The sequence below is a fragment of the Streptomyces sp. 6N223 genome, from assembly GCF_052246635.1.
Classification (GTDB): Bacteria; Actinomycetota; Actinomycetes; order Streptomycetales; family Streptomycetaceae; genus Streptomyces.
The window spans coordinates 1-15,167 of record NZ_JBQQCA010000056.1; the positions used below are offsets into that span (position 1 = coordinate 1).

The following is a 15,167-nucleotide window of genomic DNA, read 5'->3' on the forward strand; positions in this document are numbered from 1 at the left end:
ATCCGGGGAGTGGGAGGGAGGGTCAGCAGGGGTGGACGGGGATGGGTATGGGGATGGAGCTGGATGGGCGGGCGTGGGCGGGCGCGCCGCCGCGCTCGCGGCGTCCGCGCCAGGGGCGCCCGCCGAGGGCTCGGCGCCCGCACGTCGGGGGGCCGCCGGCTCCGCCGCTGGCGCGGCGTCCGACAGCAGGGTGTGGACCGCCGCCAGTGGTGTCGGTGACCATTGCTCGGCGGCGTAGATCTCCTCCAGGCGCGTGGCCGGCGTCGGGACGAGCACGCCCCTCGCACCCGCCGCCCTGGCTGCCGCCAGGTCCGTCGCGATGTCGCCGATGACGGCGGCGCGGCACGGCGGAACGCCCAGCCTGGCGCAGGCCGCGTGGATGAGGCCGGGGGCGGGCTTGCGGCAGGGGCAGCCGTGCTCGGCGGCGTGGGGGCAGACGGCCCACACGTCGAGCTCGCCCAGCAGCTCCTCCACGCGCTCGCGTATCGCCTCCACCGCCCGGCGCGGGACGCGGCCGCGCGCCACGCCCGACTGGTTGGTCACCACGCCGACCGGGATGCCGCGCGCCCGCAGCGCGTCGAGGGCGGCGCGCGCCTGGGGGCGGGGGCGGACGAGGGCGGGGTCGGCGTTGTAGGGGACGTCCTCGATGAGGGTGCCGTCGCGGTCGAAGAGCACCGCGTCGACGCCCGCTCGGCCCGGCCCGCCGCCCGGGCGACGGGCCGGGGTCTTGGGCGGAGGCGGTGCGAGGATCCACGGCCTCAGCGCGGTCGGCGCAGCGGGCGCGGTCGGCGCGGTCGGCGCGGTCAACGACAACCTGCTATCACTCATGAACACCGCAGTTGCCCGATATGACCGAATTAAACGGTGACCATGGCGCGACGCCGCGGTGGACGATCATCCCCGCGAGCCAGTGGGCGACCGCCACCGGCGGGATGACGACGCTGGTGGCCGCCATGCGCCGCACCTCCCGCCCCGTGCGCGGCCCGGGCAGGATGCGGGCCGCCGCGAACTCCGCCGTGCCCGCGAGCCACAGCGCCGCGCACCCCGCCGCCGCCCACCGCCGCCGCGCCGCCGCGGCCGCCACGACCCCCAGCCCCGCGGCCGTCACCGCCACGTGCCGCGGCAGCCGCCCGCGCGGCGCCCCCGCCCGCGACCACCAGCCGCGGCCGTGCAGCCGCGTCATCAGCACGTCGTCGGCGTTCCCCGCCTGGCCGCGCACCGACACCCAGTCGTCGGCGGGCCGGACCGGGTGGGCCGTACGCCGCTCCCCCACCTCCAGCCGCCAGCCGTCGGCCAGCACGCGCAGCGCCAGGTCGGCGTCCTCCCGGAAGGCGCGGCGGAACCGCTCGTCGAAGCCGCCGACCGACTCCAGCGCGGCACGCCGGTAGGCCATGTCGGCGGTGATCCAGCGCGCCGTGGCCAGCCCGGCCGTCGTGCGCTCCCAGTCCGTGGGGCGGCGGTCGTCCGGCAGCGGCACCACGATCCGCGCCTGAACGCCGGCGACCGCCGGGTCCGCAGCCGCCAGGTCGCGGGCGAGGTCGGCCGCCCAGGTCGGGCCGGGCACCACGTCGTCGTCGAGGAACGCCACCCACGGCTCGGACACGGCGCGCCACCCGGCGTTCCGCGCGGCGGCCGGCCCGCCGCCGAGGCCGGGGATCACCTCAACCGCCTCGCCCAGCCCCGGCGGAACGGTCACGGGCAGCGGCGTCGGATCGCTGGGCGGCCGGTCGTCGACGAGCACGATGCGGGACGGCCGCGGCCCTTCCGCGTTCGCCCCCGCGTTCGCCCCCTCGGCCAGCGCCGCCAGGAGCCGGTTCAGGCTCGGCCGCCCGAGGGTGGGGATCACGACCGCGAACGCCGAGGCCTCGCCGCTCACCGGAGCGCCGCCTCTCGGCGCACCACGAACGGCCCCATCGCCAGCACATCCACCGGCGCCGACCCGAAGCACTCCAGCGCGTCGCGCGGGTCGTCCACCATCGGCCGGCCCGCCGTGTTCAGGCTGGTGTTGACGACCACCGGCAGCCCCGTCAGCCGCTCGAACGCCGCCAGCATCCGCCCCGTCAGCGGCTCCGCCGCCGGGTCCACCGTCTGGATCCGGGCCGTGCCGTCCACGTGCACCACCGCCGGGACGCGCTCGCGCCACGCCGGCCGCACCTCGTGGACGAAGAGCATGTACGGGCTGGGCAGCGGCCCGTCGAACACCTCGGCGGCGCGCTCGGCCAGCACCATCGGGGCCACGGGCCGGAACTGCTCGCGGCCCTTGATGTCGTTCAGCCGCTCCAGGTTCCCCGACATGCCCGGGTGGGCCAGCAGCGAGCGGTGCCCCAGCGCCCGCGGCCCGAACTCCGCGCGCCCCTGGAACCACGCCACCACGGCGTTGCCCGCCAGCGCCTCCGCCACCGCGACGGCCACGTCCGGCGGGCGTTCGAAGGGCACGGCCGCCGTCTTCAGCCACGCCTCCAGCTCCGCGTCCGACCAGCTCCGCCCGAGGTCGGCGCCGGCCGGCGGCAGCGGCGCCGACGCGGGGTCGGCGTCGGGGTCGGCGTCGGCGTCGGCGGCGTGCAGCAGGGCTCCGCCGAGCGCGGTCCCCGCGTCCCCCGCCGCGGGCTGCACCCAGACCCGGTCGAAGGGGCCCTCCCGCGCGATCCGCGAGTTCGCCACGCAGTTGAGCGCCACGCCGCCGGCCATCGTCAGCACCCGTTCGTGGGTGCGGCCGTGCAGCCAGCGCGCCAGGTCCAGCAGCGTCTCCTCCAGGACCGCCTGCGCGCTGGCCGCCAGGTCCGCGTGGTCCTCGCTCCAGCTCTCGCCCGGGCGGCGCGGCCGGGTCAGCTCCGCCCACGGCACGCCGCCGGCGGGCGCGCGGAAGCCGCCGTCCCCGGTGGGGTGGACGTGACGCCGCAGCTCGGGCAGGAAGCGCGGCCTGCCGTACGCCGCCAGCGCCATCACCTTGTACTCGTCGCTGGAACGCAGGAAGCCCAGGTGCTCGGTCAGCTCCTCGTAGACCAGGCCGAGCGAGTGCGGCAGCTCCTGGCCGCGCAGCGGCTCCAGCGCCCTGCCCCGGCGCCGGGCGGCCAGGTGCGAGGTCGCCTCGCCCCGCCCGTCCAGCACCAGGACGGCGTTGCTGTCGGCGTCCGGCGCGGCGAAGGCGGCGGAGGCGGCGTGCGCCAGGTGGTGCGGCACGAAGTGCACGATGCCGGGGTCGAGCCCGGGCAGCGCGTCGGCGAGGAACGACGGCGCCTCGCGGGCGTACATCAGCCGCAGGTGGTCCCACGGGTCGTCGAGCCCCATCGCCTCGGCGGGCCGGGCCCGCGCGGGGTCGAAGGAGTAGGTGACGGCGTCCAGGTCCTGCGGGCGGAGCCCGGCCTGGGCCAGGCACCAGGCGGCGGACCGCTCGGGCTGCTCCCAGGCGGCGAAGGGGACCGGCCGCTTGCCGTGCTTGCGGCGCGAGAACCGCTCCTCCTCGGCGGCGGCGACGGTGTGGCCGTCGATGACGAGGGCGGCGGCGGGATCGTGGAAGAGGGCGTTGATGCCGAGCACGCGCATGGGGCCTCCGGGCGGCGTTCGGTGGTGGAGTCGATGGATCGACGGGCGTCGGATCTCCGGGAGATCCGGGAGATCCGGGCGTCAGGCGGCGTTCGCGCCCATGCGCAGCCGCTGCTGGCGTTCGCGGTACCAGGCGATGGTGCGGGCGAGCCCCTCCTCGGCGGGCACGCGCGGCTCCCACTGGAGCTTGCCGCGTGCCAGCGTGATGTCCGGGCAGCGCACGCCCGGGTCGTCGGCCGGGCGCTCCACGAGCCGGATCGGCGAGCGGGAGCCGGTCAGGCGCAGGATGGTGTGGGCCAGGTCGAGCATGGAGATCTCGACGGGGTTGCCGAGGTTCACCGGCCCGCGCAGCTCCGAACCGGCCATCGCGAGGATGCCGGCCACGGTGTCGTCGACGTACGTCAGCGAACGGGTCTGCCGCCCGTCGCCGGTCACGGTGAGCGGCTCGCCGGCGAGCGCCTGGCGGATGAAGGTGGGCACGGCCCGGCCGTCGTGGCCGCGCATGCGCGGCCCGTAGGTGTTGAACAGCCGGACGATGCCGGTGTTGGTGCCGCGCGTCCCCGCCTCCGCCATGGTCAGCGCCTCGGCGAAGCGCTTGGCCTCGTCGTACACGCTGCGCGGCCCGACGGGGTTGACGTTCCCCCAGTACGTCTCGGGCTGCGGGTGCTGCTGCGGGTCGCCGTACACCTCGGAGGTGGACGCCAGGACGAAGCGCGCGCCCTGGCGGCGGGCCACGGCGAGGGCGTTGCGGGTGCCAAGGCTGCCGGTGTCGAGGGTGTGCAGCGGCAGGCGCGCGTAGTCGGCCGGAGAGGCCGGGGAGGCGAGGTGCAGCAGCAGGTCGACGCCGTCGGGCCCGCCGCCGGGGTCGAACGCCTCGCAGACGTCGGCGTGGATCGCGGTGAAGCCGGGACGGTCCCTCAGGTGGGCCACGTTCTCGGGGTCGGCGGTGGACAGGTCGTCGACGCAGGTGACGGCCGTTCCGCGGTCAAGCAACGCCGTGCACAGATGCGAACCGAGGAACCCCGCCCCGCCCGTGACGACCGCATGCCGAAAGCGCATGGCCTCTCCTTCCGTCCTTCCGCTCCTTAGCCGCTTGCCGCGGGCTGCTCCCAAGTACCCACCGCAAAACGCAGCAAACTATGTACTCCTTCCTTTACAGGGATGATTACGGGTACATCGGTGCGGGGATCGGGCGCGGCCCTACCCCGGCTGGGCCGAGAAGCGCAGCGCGAAGTGGTTCAGCGTCACCGGCAGCGGCTGCCGCGGCCGCAGCGGCGTCGGCGGGTCCAGGACGTACGTGTTGTGGGCGAGCAGCGCCGCCAGCCACGTGCTGGCCGTCAGCAGCACGGCGTTCTGCCCCGGGCACCCCGCCGGCCCTCCGCTGAACGGCACGAACGCCGGGTTCCGCTCCGCGCTCCCGTCCAGCCACATCCCGGGCTCGAACGCCCCGCCGTGCGGCTCCGCCGGCTCCGCCCGGTGGAAGTAGGGCGTGTACGCCGCGAAGAGCGTCCCGGCCGGGATGACCGTGCCGCGCCACCTCGTGTCCTCCGTGCTCTCGCGCAGCAGCAGCGGCGTGGTCGGCCACAGCCGCACCGCCTCCAGCACGCAGCCGCGCAGGAAGTCGAGCCGCTGCGGCCGGGTGAGGTCCACGCCGCTGAGCTCGGCCCTGGCCCGCGCCGCCTGCTGCGGGTAAGTGGAGAGCAGGGCCAGGGCCCGCAGCGTGGCGGCGCCCGCCGCGTCGAAGGCGAAGAGCCAGTGCGGCACCTGCCCCACGGGGTCCGTGCCCGGCTCTGCCTCGATGCCGTGGAGCTGCCCGGCGAGGGTGTCCGGCGGCGCCTGGAAGGCGTACGCCTGGAGCCGCAGCAGGAACTCCGCGCGCGACAGGCGCCGCCGAGGTGCGAGCAGCGACCATCCCCCAGGCCCTTGGGGGCCTGGGAGGTGCCCCCATCCCGCCGCCCGCAGCCGCGCGAGCCGGTCCGTCAGCTCCTCGTCCGCCGCCGCGGCCTCGCCCAGCACGATGGCCCGCACCGAACGCCACCACGCGCGGGCGAAGCCGTCCCAGCTCAGGCCGGACTCCACGGCCCGCTGCGCCAACGCCGTCGCCTCGCGCCGGACGCGGGTGACGACCGCCGGGGCGACGGCGTGGACGGGGTGAGGGGCATCCAGGGCCAGCTCGTTGACCCGGCGCCGGGCCTCACGCCGCGGCCCTCGCGTGATCAGCGAGCCGTGCGGCTGGAACTGCTCCAGCGCGCGGCGCTTCTCGCGCGGCGCGGGGCTGAAGGGGCCGGGCGTCTCGCGCAGCACGCGCGCCAGGTCCTCGGGGTCGAGGAGGAGCGCGACCGAGCGCGGGCCCGCCCGCAGCCGCAGCGGGCCGACGCCGTAGCGGGCGCGCAGCTCGCGCACGACGTCGATGGCGGCGTGGTCGGCCTGGCGGCGTTCGGCCCGGGCCATGGCCCAGGGGCGGCGTTGGATCAGGCCCTCGGCGAGGGCGGGGAACAGCAGCCGGGTGGCCGCCCGGGCCTCGTCGGCGAGCGCGGCCTGCGGCAGCACTCCGCCTTCCGGCGGCGCCAGGTGGTGCGGAGGCATGGGCGTTCTCCTCGGCAGGACGTCCTCGGCGCAGCGCGCTCGCGCGGAGCACTCGCACAGAGCACAGGGAGCAAGCGGGCTTCGCAACCTCAGTGTGCACGGCACCGGCACCGCTCACATCTCGGCGTTCGGGCGTTTCTCCTCCCCTCACCGCGGATACCCGGGATTTGCTCGGGCTTTCCCAGGCCGGAGGCGAAAAAGGGAGCGAGAGGGAGCGAGAGGGAGGAAGTCCGCCATGGCGCAAACCGTTGCGGAGCTGATGAGCCGGGATCTCGTCACGGTCCACGAGGACGACACCGTCTCGACGGCCGCCAAGCTCATGCGGCAGAACGACACCGGCGACGTCGCCGTCCTCGACGACGGCCACCTGATCGGCATCGTCACCGACCGGGACATCACGGTCCGGGTCGTCGCCGAGGATCTGCCCGCGACGACGCAGGTGGGCGACGTGGCCAGCGAGAGTGACATCGTCACCGTCACGCCCCGGGCCACCCTCGACGAGGCGACGTCCCTGATGCGCGAGCACGCCATTCGCCGGCTTCCGGTTCTGGAGGAGGGCGAGCTGGTCGGCATGCTCAGCATCGGCGACATCGCGATCGAGCAGGATCCCCGTTCCGGCCTCGCCGACATTTCCGCGGCCGAGCCGAACAAATAAGCAATTGAACAATATAGACAACGGGATGAACAACGGGAGCCGATCGTGTCCTACGGCGAATTCATGTCGATCGTGCGGCAGCGCGGCGGCTATCAGACGGACGAGGCGAAGCAGGTCACCGAGGCCGTTCTCACGACGCTCGGCGAGCGGCTGCCCCGGTCAACCGGCCAGCACCTGGCCGACCAGCTTCCCACGCCCCTGGACGAGGCGGTGGAGAACGCCCCCGACGGTGCGGGCCGGAGCTGGGGCGTGGACGAGTTCGTCAGCCACGTCGCCGCCCACACCGGCGACGACGAGGAGACGGCGCTGACCCACACGCGCGTGGTGTTCTCCGCGCTCTCCGACCAGATCACGGGCGGCGAGATGAACAAGCTGCTCAGCCAGCTCCCCTCCGGGTACGCCGAGCTGTTCGGCTACTCCGAGCTGGCCTGATGGGGGTCGCCTGATGGCGGTCAGATCCGTCCTCGTCCCCCGGCCGCCCGAGGCGGTCTGGTCGGTGCTGTCCGACCCCCGCGCCTACGGGCGGTGGGTGGTGGGAACCCACGACTCCGAGCCGCTGACCCGCGACTGGCCGGCGGAGGGCTCGGCGCTGCGTTACGCCGTGAGGGCCGGCGTCCGCAGGGTGACGGGCCGGACGGTGGTGCGGCGCTGCGAGCCCGGGCGGCAGCTCGAACTGGAGGCCCAGATGCCCAGGCCGGGCGTGGGGCGCCTGCGCATCTCCATCGACATCCGGCCCTGGGGCGACGAGACGCTCGTGATCGTCGACGAGCACCCGCTGGCCGGCGCCGCGGGACGGCTGCACAACCCGCTCTCCGAGCTCGCCCTCCAGATCCGGCACCGGCACATGCTGCAACGCCTGACCCGGGTCGTCGAGGAAGCCGAGCACGCCGGCGAGACCGCCTGAACCGGGTTTGCCCCGAAACGCGCGGGTACCCGCAGGCAGCACCAATACCAACACAGCACCAGCACGGCGTCGGACGAATACGGAGCAGGTCATGCGCGTGGTGATCGTGGGGGCGACGGGAAACGTGGGCAACGCCCTGGTCAGGTCGCTGGCGGGCGACGAGCAGGTCTCCGCCGTGCTCGGCCTGGCCCGCCGCGTCCCGGACTGGCCCGTGGAGAAGACCTCGTGGGGCCGCGTGGACCTGCGGGACGCGGACGCCGAGGCCCAGCTGACGCGGCACTTCCAGGGCGCCGACGCCGTCGTGCACCTGGCATGGCTGCTTCAGCCCTCCCGCGACCCCGTCACCACCTGGCGGGCGAACGTGCTCGGCACCGAACGCCTGCTGCGCGCCGTCGCCGCCGCCGGCGTGCCCGCGCTGGTCTGCGCCTCCTCCGTCGCGGCGTACGCCCCCGGGCCCAAGGACCGCGCGGTGGACGAGAGCTGGCCCACGCACGGCTGGCCGGCCGCCGCGTACAGCCGCGAGAAGGCGTACGTCGAACGCCTGCTGGACGTCTTCTCCCTCGAACACCCCGAGGTGCGCGTGGTCCGCATGCGGCCCGGCTTCATCTTCTCCCGCGAGTCCGCCGCCGAACAGCGGCGGCTGTTCCTCGGCCCGCTGCTGTTCGGCCCCATGGTGCGGCCGGACCTGAGCCCGGTCGTGCCCTCCATCGCCGGCCTGCGTTTCCAGGTGCTGCGCGCCAGCGACGCCGCCGAGGCGTACCGCCTGGCGGTGACTGGCGAGGCGCGCGGGGCGTTCAACCTCGCCGCCGAGCCGGTCGTGGACGCCGCCGTGCTGGGCCGCTTCTTCCACGCCCGCACGCTGCGGCTGCCGCGCCCGCTGGTGCGCGGCGCCATGGCCGCCGCCTGGCGCACCCGGCTGGCGCCCGCGCCGCCGCAGCTGTTCGACACGCTGGTGCGGCTGCCGGTCATGGACTGCTCGCGGGCGGCCGACGAGCTGGGCTGGTCCCCGCGCCACACCGCGGAGGAGGCGCTGTCGGACCTGCTGTACGGGCTGCGCCACCGCACCGGCATGGAGACGCCGCCGCTGACCCCCCGCCTGCCGCACGGCCGGCGCGACGAGTTCGCCACCGGCGTCGGCAAACGCCCATAGTCACGATGGTTAGGAGCTCGCGATGACGACCTACGGCTACTTCCTCTCCAGCGAAGACCACGGCCCGCGCGCCCTCGTCGAGCAGGCCCGCATGGCCGAACACGCCGGATTCGAGGCGCTGTGGATCTCCGACCACTACCACCCGTGGCTCGATGTCCAGGGCCACAGCCCGTTCGTGTGGACCACCATCGGCGCGCTGGCCGAGGCGACGCGGCTGCCGGTGGAGACGGCGGTGACCTGCCCGACCGTACGCATCCACCCCGCCGTCATCGCGCAGGCCGTCGCGACCAGCGCGGTGATCCTCGAAGGGCGGTTCCGCTTCGGCGTGGGCAGCGGCGAGGCGCTCAACGAGCACATCCTCGGCACCCACTGGCCGCGCGCCGCCGTGCGGCAGGAGATGCTGGAGGAGGCGGTGGGCGTCATCCGGCGCCTGCTGACGGGCGAGCGCGTCAACCACCGCGGCCGGCACTACACGGTCGAGAACGCCCGCCTCTACACCGTGCCGGACGAACCGGTCCCGATCGACGTCTCCGCCTACGCCCCGGCCGCCGCCGAGGTGGCCGCCGTGATCGGCGACGGCTTCATCACGGTCGGGCCCGACGCCGAGCTGCTGCGGCGCTTCCGCGAGGCGGGCGGCAACGGCAAGCCGGCCGCCTGCGGCATCAAGGCCTGCTACGACCAGGACCGCGACCGCGCGACCGCCATGGTGCACGGGCGCTGGCCGAACATGTTCCTGCCGGGCGAGCTGGCCGCGGTGCTGCCGGAGCCCGCGCACTTCCGGCAGGCCACCAAGCTCGTGACGGAGCAGCACGTCCGCGACAGCCCTCTTCCGCTCGGCGACGACCCCGAGGCCCACGTGCGCTCGCTGAAGGCCTGCGCCGACGCCGGGTACGACCGCGTCTACGTCAACCAGATCGGCGACGACATGGAGGGCTTCTTCGACCTCTACCGCACGAAGGTGCTGCCGCAGCTCTCCTGAACGAGCCTGAACTCGCCCGCCCCCTCCGCCCCCGCCCGCGGAGTTGACCGCCGCTCCCCTTCTCGTCGACGTACTCCACCGCGTTCCGCTATCCATGAGATACATGTGAAATCATGCATCTCATGGATAGCGGAGGCGAGGACAAACGTGAGGCGGCGTACGGCCCCGAGGGCCGTGGTTTCTACGGCGCCGTGACCGTCAGCGAGCGCGGACAGGTCGTCATCCCGGCACAGGCGCGGCGGGACCTGGGGATCGAGCCCGGGGACAAGCTGCTGGTGCTGGCCGACCCGAAGGAAGGGCTCGCCCTGGTGAAGATCGACCAGCTGCTGCGCAGGCCGCTCGGCCCCATGGGCCTGCTGCGGCACCTCCAGGAGGGAGAAGGGGAGGCGTGACCGCGGTCGTTCGCTGCGATGAACTCCGCAAGAGCTACGGGGAGTTGCGCGCCGTCGACGGCGTGTCCTTCGAGGTCCGCGAGGGCGAGATCTTCGGGATGATCGGCCCCAACGGCGCGGGCAAGACCACGCTGATGGAGTGCGTCGAGGGGCTGCGCGTCCGGGACTCCGGCACGGTCGAGGTGCTGGGCCTGGATCCCGAACGCCACACCCGCGAGGTGCGGGAGCGGACCGGGCTCCAGCTCCAGTCCTCGGCGTTGCCCTCCCGCATCAAGGTCGGCGAGGCACTGGAGCTGTTCGCCTCCTTCTACCGCAGGCCCGCCGACTGGCGGGCGGTCCTCGCCCGCCTCGGCCTCACGGAGAAGGCATCCTCCTACGTCGAGAAGCTGTCGGGCGGCCAGCGCCAGCGCGTCTTCATCGCGCTCGCGCTGATCAACAACCCGGAGGTCGTCTTCGTCGACGAGATCACCACCGGCCTCGACCCGCAGGCGCGGCTCGCGGTCTGGGACGTCATCCGCGACATCCGGGACCAGGGCTCCACCGTCTTCATGACCACGCACTTCATGGAGGAGGCCGAACGCCTCTGCGACCGCGTCGCGATCGTCGACAAGGGCCGGATCGTGGCACTGGACACCGTGCCCGGGCTCATCGGCTCGCTCGACGCGCGGAGCAGGGTGAGCTTCGCGCTCGACGGCGCGGCGACGGCCCCGGCGGACCGGCTGCGGGCGCTGCCGGAGGTCGCCGGCGTTGAGGAGGCCGAGGGCCGGGTCGTGGTGCGCGGCAGCGGCGACCGCTTCGCGCAGCAGGTGATGGCGGTGCTGGCGGAGGCCGACCTGACGGTGCGGGACTTCCGGTCCGAGCAGCCCAGCCTGGAGGACGTGTTCCTGTCCCTGACGGGCCGGCGCATGAGGGAGGCGGCGTGAACCCGGCGTTCGGCAGGCTGCTGAGCGTGCAGACGAAGCGGGCGCTGCGGGAGCCGGCGGCCGTGTTCTTCATGGTGGCCTTCGCGCCGCTGTTCGTCCTCGTCATGGGCGTGATCTTCGGCAACGACCCGCGCCCGGAGTTCGACGACAAGGGCTACATCGAGACGAACCTGGCGAGCTTCACGTCGATCGTGATCGCCATCGCGGGCTTCCTGATGATCCCCGTGGACGTCATCACGCAGCGCGAGAGCGGGGCCCTGCGCCGCTTCCGGGCCACGCCGCTGCGCCCGGGAATGTATATCGCGGCGGATGTGGTGGTGCGTTTCACCATCCTGCTGCTGAGCGTCTCCGCGATGTTCGCGCTCGGCATTCTCGCCTTCGACTCCGAATTCGACGGCAGCATCGTGAGCATGATACTGGCGGTCGTCCTCGGCATCTTCGCCTTCCTGGCGGTCGGCTACGCCCTCGCCGCCGCGCTGCCCTCGCCCGGGGCGGCCCAGGGAATGGGCAACATGCTCACGTATCCGCTGATCGTGCTGTCGGGCGGGGCGGTACCGCTCGACGTGCAGCCGGAGGGCGTGCGGGATATTTCGCAGTTCTCGCCGCTGACGCAGCTGGTGGAGTTCCTGAACAGCCTCTGGGAAGGCGAAAGCTGGTCGGAGAACTGGGTGCCGGTGGTGGTGCTGGCGGGCCTGCTCGTCGCTGCGACGGCGGTGGCGGCGCGTTTCTTCCGTTGGGAATAGCTGGGAAGAGCCGGGAAGAGCCAGGGAGAGCCGGAAGAGGACTGTGTCATGTCAGCAAGGATGACCCCGCTGCGCACGCCGGAACGCACCTACCGGAGCCACTTCACGGACAGCACGCACTGGAACGCGTACGAACCCCGCCCCGGCGACGTCGTCATCTCCACCCCCTTGAAGGTGGGCACCACGTGGGCGCAGCGCATCACGGCCGCGCTCGTCTTTGGCGGCCCCGAGCTGCCGGGCCCGCTGATGAGCATCAGCCCCTGGCTCGACTGCACGTACTACCCCCTCGTGATGCAGCTGATGGGCCTGGAGGCGCAGGACCACCGCCGCTTCATCAAGACGCACCTGCCGGTGGACGCCCTGCCGGTCTACTCCGAGGTGAGGTATCTGGTGGTCGGCCGCGACCTGCGGGACGCGGCCGTCTCGACCTTCAACCACGCGCGGGGCGTCGTCGGCCATGCGGAGGCCAGCCCCCTGGAGGTCCCGAAGGGCGACGACGTGTACACGCCGCAGCTGCCGAAGATCCCGGAGGAGGTGCGGAAGTTCTGGCGGAGGTACTTCACGCGCAGCGCCTTCCCGTGGGAGTCCGACGGCTGGCCGTACAACTCGCCCACGCGCCACCTGGCGTCGTGGTGGGAACTGCGGGAGGAGCCGAACGTGCTCCTGCTGCACTACCAGGACATGCTGGACGACCTGGACGCGCAGATGCGGCGGGTCGCGGCGTTCCTCGACGTCCCGGTCGACGAGGGGGTGTGGCCCGAGCTGGTGACGTCCTGCACCTTCTCCGAGATGAAGGCGAAGAGGGACGAGATGTGGAGCGGGCGGCTGGGGAGCTCGCTGTCGTCCTTCGAGTTCTTCCACAAGGGGGAAAGCGGCCAGTGGCAGGACGTCCTGACGGACGAGGACCTGGCGTTGTACGAGGCGGCGATGGAGCGGATCCCGGCGGACCTCCGCGCCTGGCTGGAACACAGCGCGTAGCAGACCGGCGATCCAGGCGAGGCGGTCGCGGGGCTACGCGCGGTGGTACTGGACGGGAGTGGAGACGCGGCCGCCGAGCTCGGCGGCGGCGTGGCGTGGCCAGTACGGGTTGCGCAGGAGTTCGCGGCCCAGGAGGACGGCGTCGGCCATGCCGGTGGCGAGGATGTCCTGGGCCTGGATCGCATCGGTGATCAGGCCGACGGCCGCCACGGGCATGCCGGTCTCGTTGCGTACGGCCCCGGCGAAGGGCACCTGGTAGCCGGGGCCGGCTTCGACCTTGGCGTCCGGGGCGATGCCCCCGGTGGAGACGTCCATCAGGTCCACTCCGTGGGCCTGGAGTTCCTTGGCCAGCCGGACGGTGTCGTCCGACGTCCAGCCCTCGCGGTCGTCATCCGGGTTCTCCGTGAGCCAGTCGGTTGCGGAGACGCGGAAGAAGACGGGCAGTTCCTCGGGCCACACCGCGCGGACGGCGTCGACGACCTCCAGAGGGAAGCGGATCCGGCCCTCGAAGGAGCCGCCGTAGGCGTCGGTGCGGTGGTTGCTGTGAGGGGAGAGGAATTGGTGGATCAGGTAGCCGTGGGCGCCGTGGATCTCGACGACCTGGAAGCCGGCTTCGAGCGCGCGTCGGGCGGCGTCGGCGAACTGCTGGACGAGCCCGCCGATCTGCTCCTCGGTGAGTTCGTCCGGCCTGGTCGACGTCGGGGCGAAGGGGATGGCGCTGGGGCCGACCGGCCGCCAGCCGTGGGGTTCGTCCGGCGCGATCTGGCGTCCGTGGTCGACCCAGGTGCGCTCGGTGGACGCCTTGCGGCCGGCGTGGGCGAGCTGGATGGCGGGGACGGTGCCCTGCGCCTTCAGGAAGGAGGTGATGCGCTGGAAGGCCGCGGCCTGGGTGTCGTTCCAGATGCCGAGGTCGTAGGGACTGATGCGGCCCTCGGGACTGACGGCGGTGGCCTCCGTGATGATCAGCCCCGCGCCGCCGGTGGCGCGTGCCGCGAGGTGGGCGAAGTGCCAGTCCGTCGGGGCCCCGGCCACGTCGCCGTCCGGCGCGGCGCTGTACTGGCACATCGCCGCCATCCAGATGCGGTTGGGGATGGTCAGTGACCTGACGGCGTAGGGGGTGAAGAGGGTGGTGCTCACGTTGAACTCCTCGTGAGGCGGCCAGCATTGATGCAGATGCGCTTTATCTTCGCGCACAATAGTTGCAGGCTCCGTTATATGCAAGCGCGGGCTATCCGCTCGGAGTGACGGAGGACGCAGGAGCGATGACGCCGCCCACCCCCCAGGGGACGGGGGGCGGGCGGCGGGGGGCGGGGGCGGGCAGGTCACATGGCCATGCCGCCGTCGACGCGGATGACCTCGCCCGTGATGTAGGAGGACTCGTCGCTCGCGAGGAAGGCGACCAGGCCCGCCACCTCCTCCGCCCGGCCGAAGCGGCGCATCGGGATGGGGTCGAGCCGCTTCGGGTCGTCGACCATGTCCTCGGTCATGTCGGTCGCGATGATGCCCGGGGCGATCGCGTTGCAGCGGACATTGCGTTCGGCGAGTTCCTTCGCGATCGTCTTCGTCAGGCCGATCAGGCCCGCCTTGGCGGAGGCGTAGTTCGCCTGGCCCGCGCTGCCGAAGACTCCGGCGACGGAGGAGATGTTGATGATCGAGCCGCTGCGGCGGCGGATGAAGCCGAAGTAGCAGCTCTTGATCATGTGGAACGCGCCCTTGAGGTTCGTGTTGATGACCGCGTCGAAGTCCTCCTCCCTGATGGACGCGGCCAGGCCGTCGCGGATGATGCCGGCGTTGTTGACCAGGACGTCGACCGGGCCCAGGTCCGTCGTGACGGACTTGACGGTCTGTGCCGTCCGGTCCGGGTCGGCGACGTCGCAGCGGTAGGTCCGGGCGGTGACGCCGAACGCCTCCGCCTCTGCCTGCGTCTGCTTCGCGCTCGCCTCGTCGCTGGCGTAGACGATCGCGACGGACGCACCCTCCCGGGCGAGCCGCAGCACCATCGCCTTGCCCAGGCCACGGGAGCCGCCCGTGACGACGGCCACCTTCCCGGAGAGCTTCACTCCGCCTCCCCGCCCTCGCAGATGATCGCGACGATGTCGCCGATGTTCCTCGCCTCGCCGAACCTCACCATCGGCAGCGACACGTCCAGCTGCTCCATGGTCTCGGTGATGATGTCGGCGCGGTCGATGGAGTTGGCCCCGAGGTCGCGCAGGCTGTCGGCGAGGGTGACCGCGCTGACGTCCGCCTCCATGATCTCGGCGAAGACGGACTTCAGGGTTTCGAAGGTCTTTTCCTGGGTGATGGTGCTCATCCC

At 73.1% G+C, this 15,167-nt stretch carries 17 protein-coding genes; 9 read left to right on the forward strand and 8 right to left on the reverse strand.

What is annotated here, in order from left to right; genetic code table 11:
- The 5 genes from ACTWQH_RS26770 to ACTWQH_RS26790 form a co-directional block, all read right to left on the reverse strand.
- On the reverse strand, positions 1-807 hold an 807-nt coding region (locus tag ACTWQH_RS26770), incomplete at its 3' end, for an HAD-IIIA family hydrolase (protein ID WP_443289324.1).
- A gap of 13 nt (positions 808-820) precedes the next feature.
- On the reverse strand, positions 821-1,876 hold the full coding sequence (locus ACTWQH_RS26775) for a glycosyltransferase family 2 protein (RefSeq protein ID WP_443289325.1): 1,056 nt from the start codon (positions 1,874-1,876) through the stop codon (positions 821-823).
- On the reverse strand, positions 1,873-3,543 hold the full coding sequence (locus tag ACTWQH_RS26780) for a carbamoyltransferase family protein (protein WP_443289326.1): 1,671 nt from the start codon (positions 3,541-3,543) through the stop codon (positions 1,873-1,875). Before ACTWQH_RS26780 ends, ACTWQH_RS26775 begins: the two co-directional genes overlap by 4 nt.
- An 81-nt stretch (positions 3,544-3,624) precedes the next feature.
- Complete coding sequence (locus tag ACTWQH_RS26785) at positions 3,625-4,602, reverse strand: NAD-dependent epimerase/dehydratase family protein (protein ID WP_443289327.1); 978 nt, start codon at positions 4,600-4,602, stop codon at positions 3,625-3,627.
- 141 nt (positions 4,603-4,743) lie between these two features.
- The gene (locus ACTWQH_RS26790) at positions 4,744-6,129 is read right to left on the reverse strand and encodes a cytochrome P450 (protein WP_443289328.1); all 1,386 of its coding nucleotides are present in this window, start codon (positions 6,127-6,129) and stop codon (positions 4,744-4,746) included.
- Between the two features lie 235 nt (positions 6,130-6,364).
- Between ACTWQH_RS26790 and ACTWQH_RS26795 the strand changes: the two genes are divergently transcribed.
- The 9 genes from ACTWQH_RS26795 to ACTWQH_RS26835 all read left to right on the forward strand — a co-directional run bounded on the left by ACTWQH_RS26795 (position 6,365) and on the right by ACTWQH_RS26835 (position 12,853).
- Positions 6,365-6,784, forward strand: a complete 420-nt coding sequence (locus tag ACTWQH_RS26795; RefSeq protein WP_443289329.1) for a CBS domain-containing protein — start codon at positions 6,365-6,367, stop codon at positions 6,782-6,784.
- A gap of 45 nt (positions 6,785-6,829) precedes the next feature.
- On the forward strand, positions 6,830-7,216 hold the full coding sequence (locus tag ACTWQH_RS26800; RefSeq protein WP_443289330.1) for a DUF2267 domain-containing protein: 387 nt from the start codon (positions 6,830-6,832) through the stop codon (positions 7,214-7,216).
- A gap of 13 nt (positions 7,217-7,229) precedes the next feature.
- A complete protein-coding gene (locus ACTWQH_RS26805; protein ID WP_443289331.1) occupies positions 7,230-7,688 on the forward strand; it encodes an SRPBCC family protein in 459 nt (152 codons plus the stop codon).
- Between the two features lie 91 nt (positions 7,689-7,779).
- A complete protein-coding gene (locus tag ACTWQH_RS26810) occupies positions 7,780-8,838 on the forward strand; it encodes an NAD-dependent epimerase/dehydratase family protein (protein WP_443289332.1) in 1,059 nt (352 codons plus the stop codon).
- Positions 8,839-8,860: 22 nt separating this feature from the next.
- Positions 8,861-9,817 (forward strand): TIGR03557 family F420-dependent LLM class oxidoreductase, encoded by a 957-nt coding sequence (locus ACTWQH_RS26815; RefSeq protein WP_443289333.1) that lies wholly within the window; start codon positions 8,861-8,863, stop codon positions 9,815-9,817.
- A gap of 122 nt (positions 9,818-9,939) precedes the next feature.
- Entirely contained in the window at positions 9,940-10,209 is a 270-nt protein-coding gene (locus tag ACTWQH_RS26820) for an AbrB/MazE/SpoVT family DNA-binding domain-containing protein (protein WP_443289334.1), read from the forward strand.
- The gene (locus ACTWQH_RS26825; RefSeq protein WP_443289335.1) at positions 10,206-11,132 is read left to right on the forward strand and encodes an ABC transporter ATP-binding protein; all 927 of its coding nucleotides are present in this window, start codon (positions 10,206-10,208) and stop codon (positions 11,130-11,132) included. The genes ACTWQH_RS26820 and ACTWQH_RS26825 overlap by 4 nt, the downstream gene beginning before the upstream one ends.
- Positions 11,129-11,875 (forward strand): ABC transporter permease, encoded by a 747-nt coding sequence (locus tag ACTWQH_RS26830; RefSeq protein ID WP_443289336.1) that lies wholly within the window; start codon positions 11,129-11,131, stop codon positions 11,873-11,875. The genes ACTWQH_RS26825 and ACTWQH_RS26830 overlap by 4 nt, the downstream gene beginning before the upstream one ends.
- Positions 11,876-11,923: 48 nt before the next feature.
- On the forward strand, positions 11,924-12,853 hold the full coding sequence (locus ACTWQH_RS26835; RefSeq protein WP_443289337.1) for a sulfotransferase domain-containing protein: 930 nt from the start codon (positions 11,924-11,926) through the stop codon (positions 12,851-12,853).
- A gap of 33 nt (positions 12,854-12,886) precedes the next feature.
- Here the strand turns inward: ACTWQH_RS26835 and ACTWQH_RS26840 are convergent, their stop codons facing one another.
- The 3 genes from ACTWQH_RS26840 to ACTWQH_RS26850 all read right to left on the reverse strand — a co-directional run bounded on the left by ACTWQH_RS26840 (position 12,887) and on the right by ACTWQH_RS26850 (position 15,164).
- Positions 12,887-13,990: an NADH:flavin oxidoreductase/NADH oxidase gene (locus ACTWQH_RS26840; protein ID WP_443289338.1), complete on the reverse strand. Its 1,104-nt coding sequence runs from the start codon at positions 13,988-13,990 to the stop codon at positions 12,887-12,889.
- A gap of 185 nt (positions 13,991-14,175) precedes the next feature.
- On the reverse strand, positions 14,176-14,913 hold the full coding sequence (gene fabG, locus ACTWQH_RS26845; RefSeq protein ID WP_443289339.1) for a 3-oxoacyl-[acyl-carrier-protein] reductase: 738 nt from the start codon (positions 14,911-14,913) through the stop codon (positions 14,176-14,178).
- Entirely contained in the window at positions 14,910-15,164 is a 255-nt protein-coding gene (locus ACTWQH_RS26850) for a phosphopantetheine-binding protein (protein ID WP_443289340.1), read from the reverse strand. The genes fabG and ACTWQH_RS26850 overlap by 4 nt, the downstream gene beginning before the upstream one ends.
- Between the last annotated feature and the right edge of the window lie 3 nt (positions 15,165-15,167).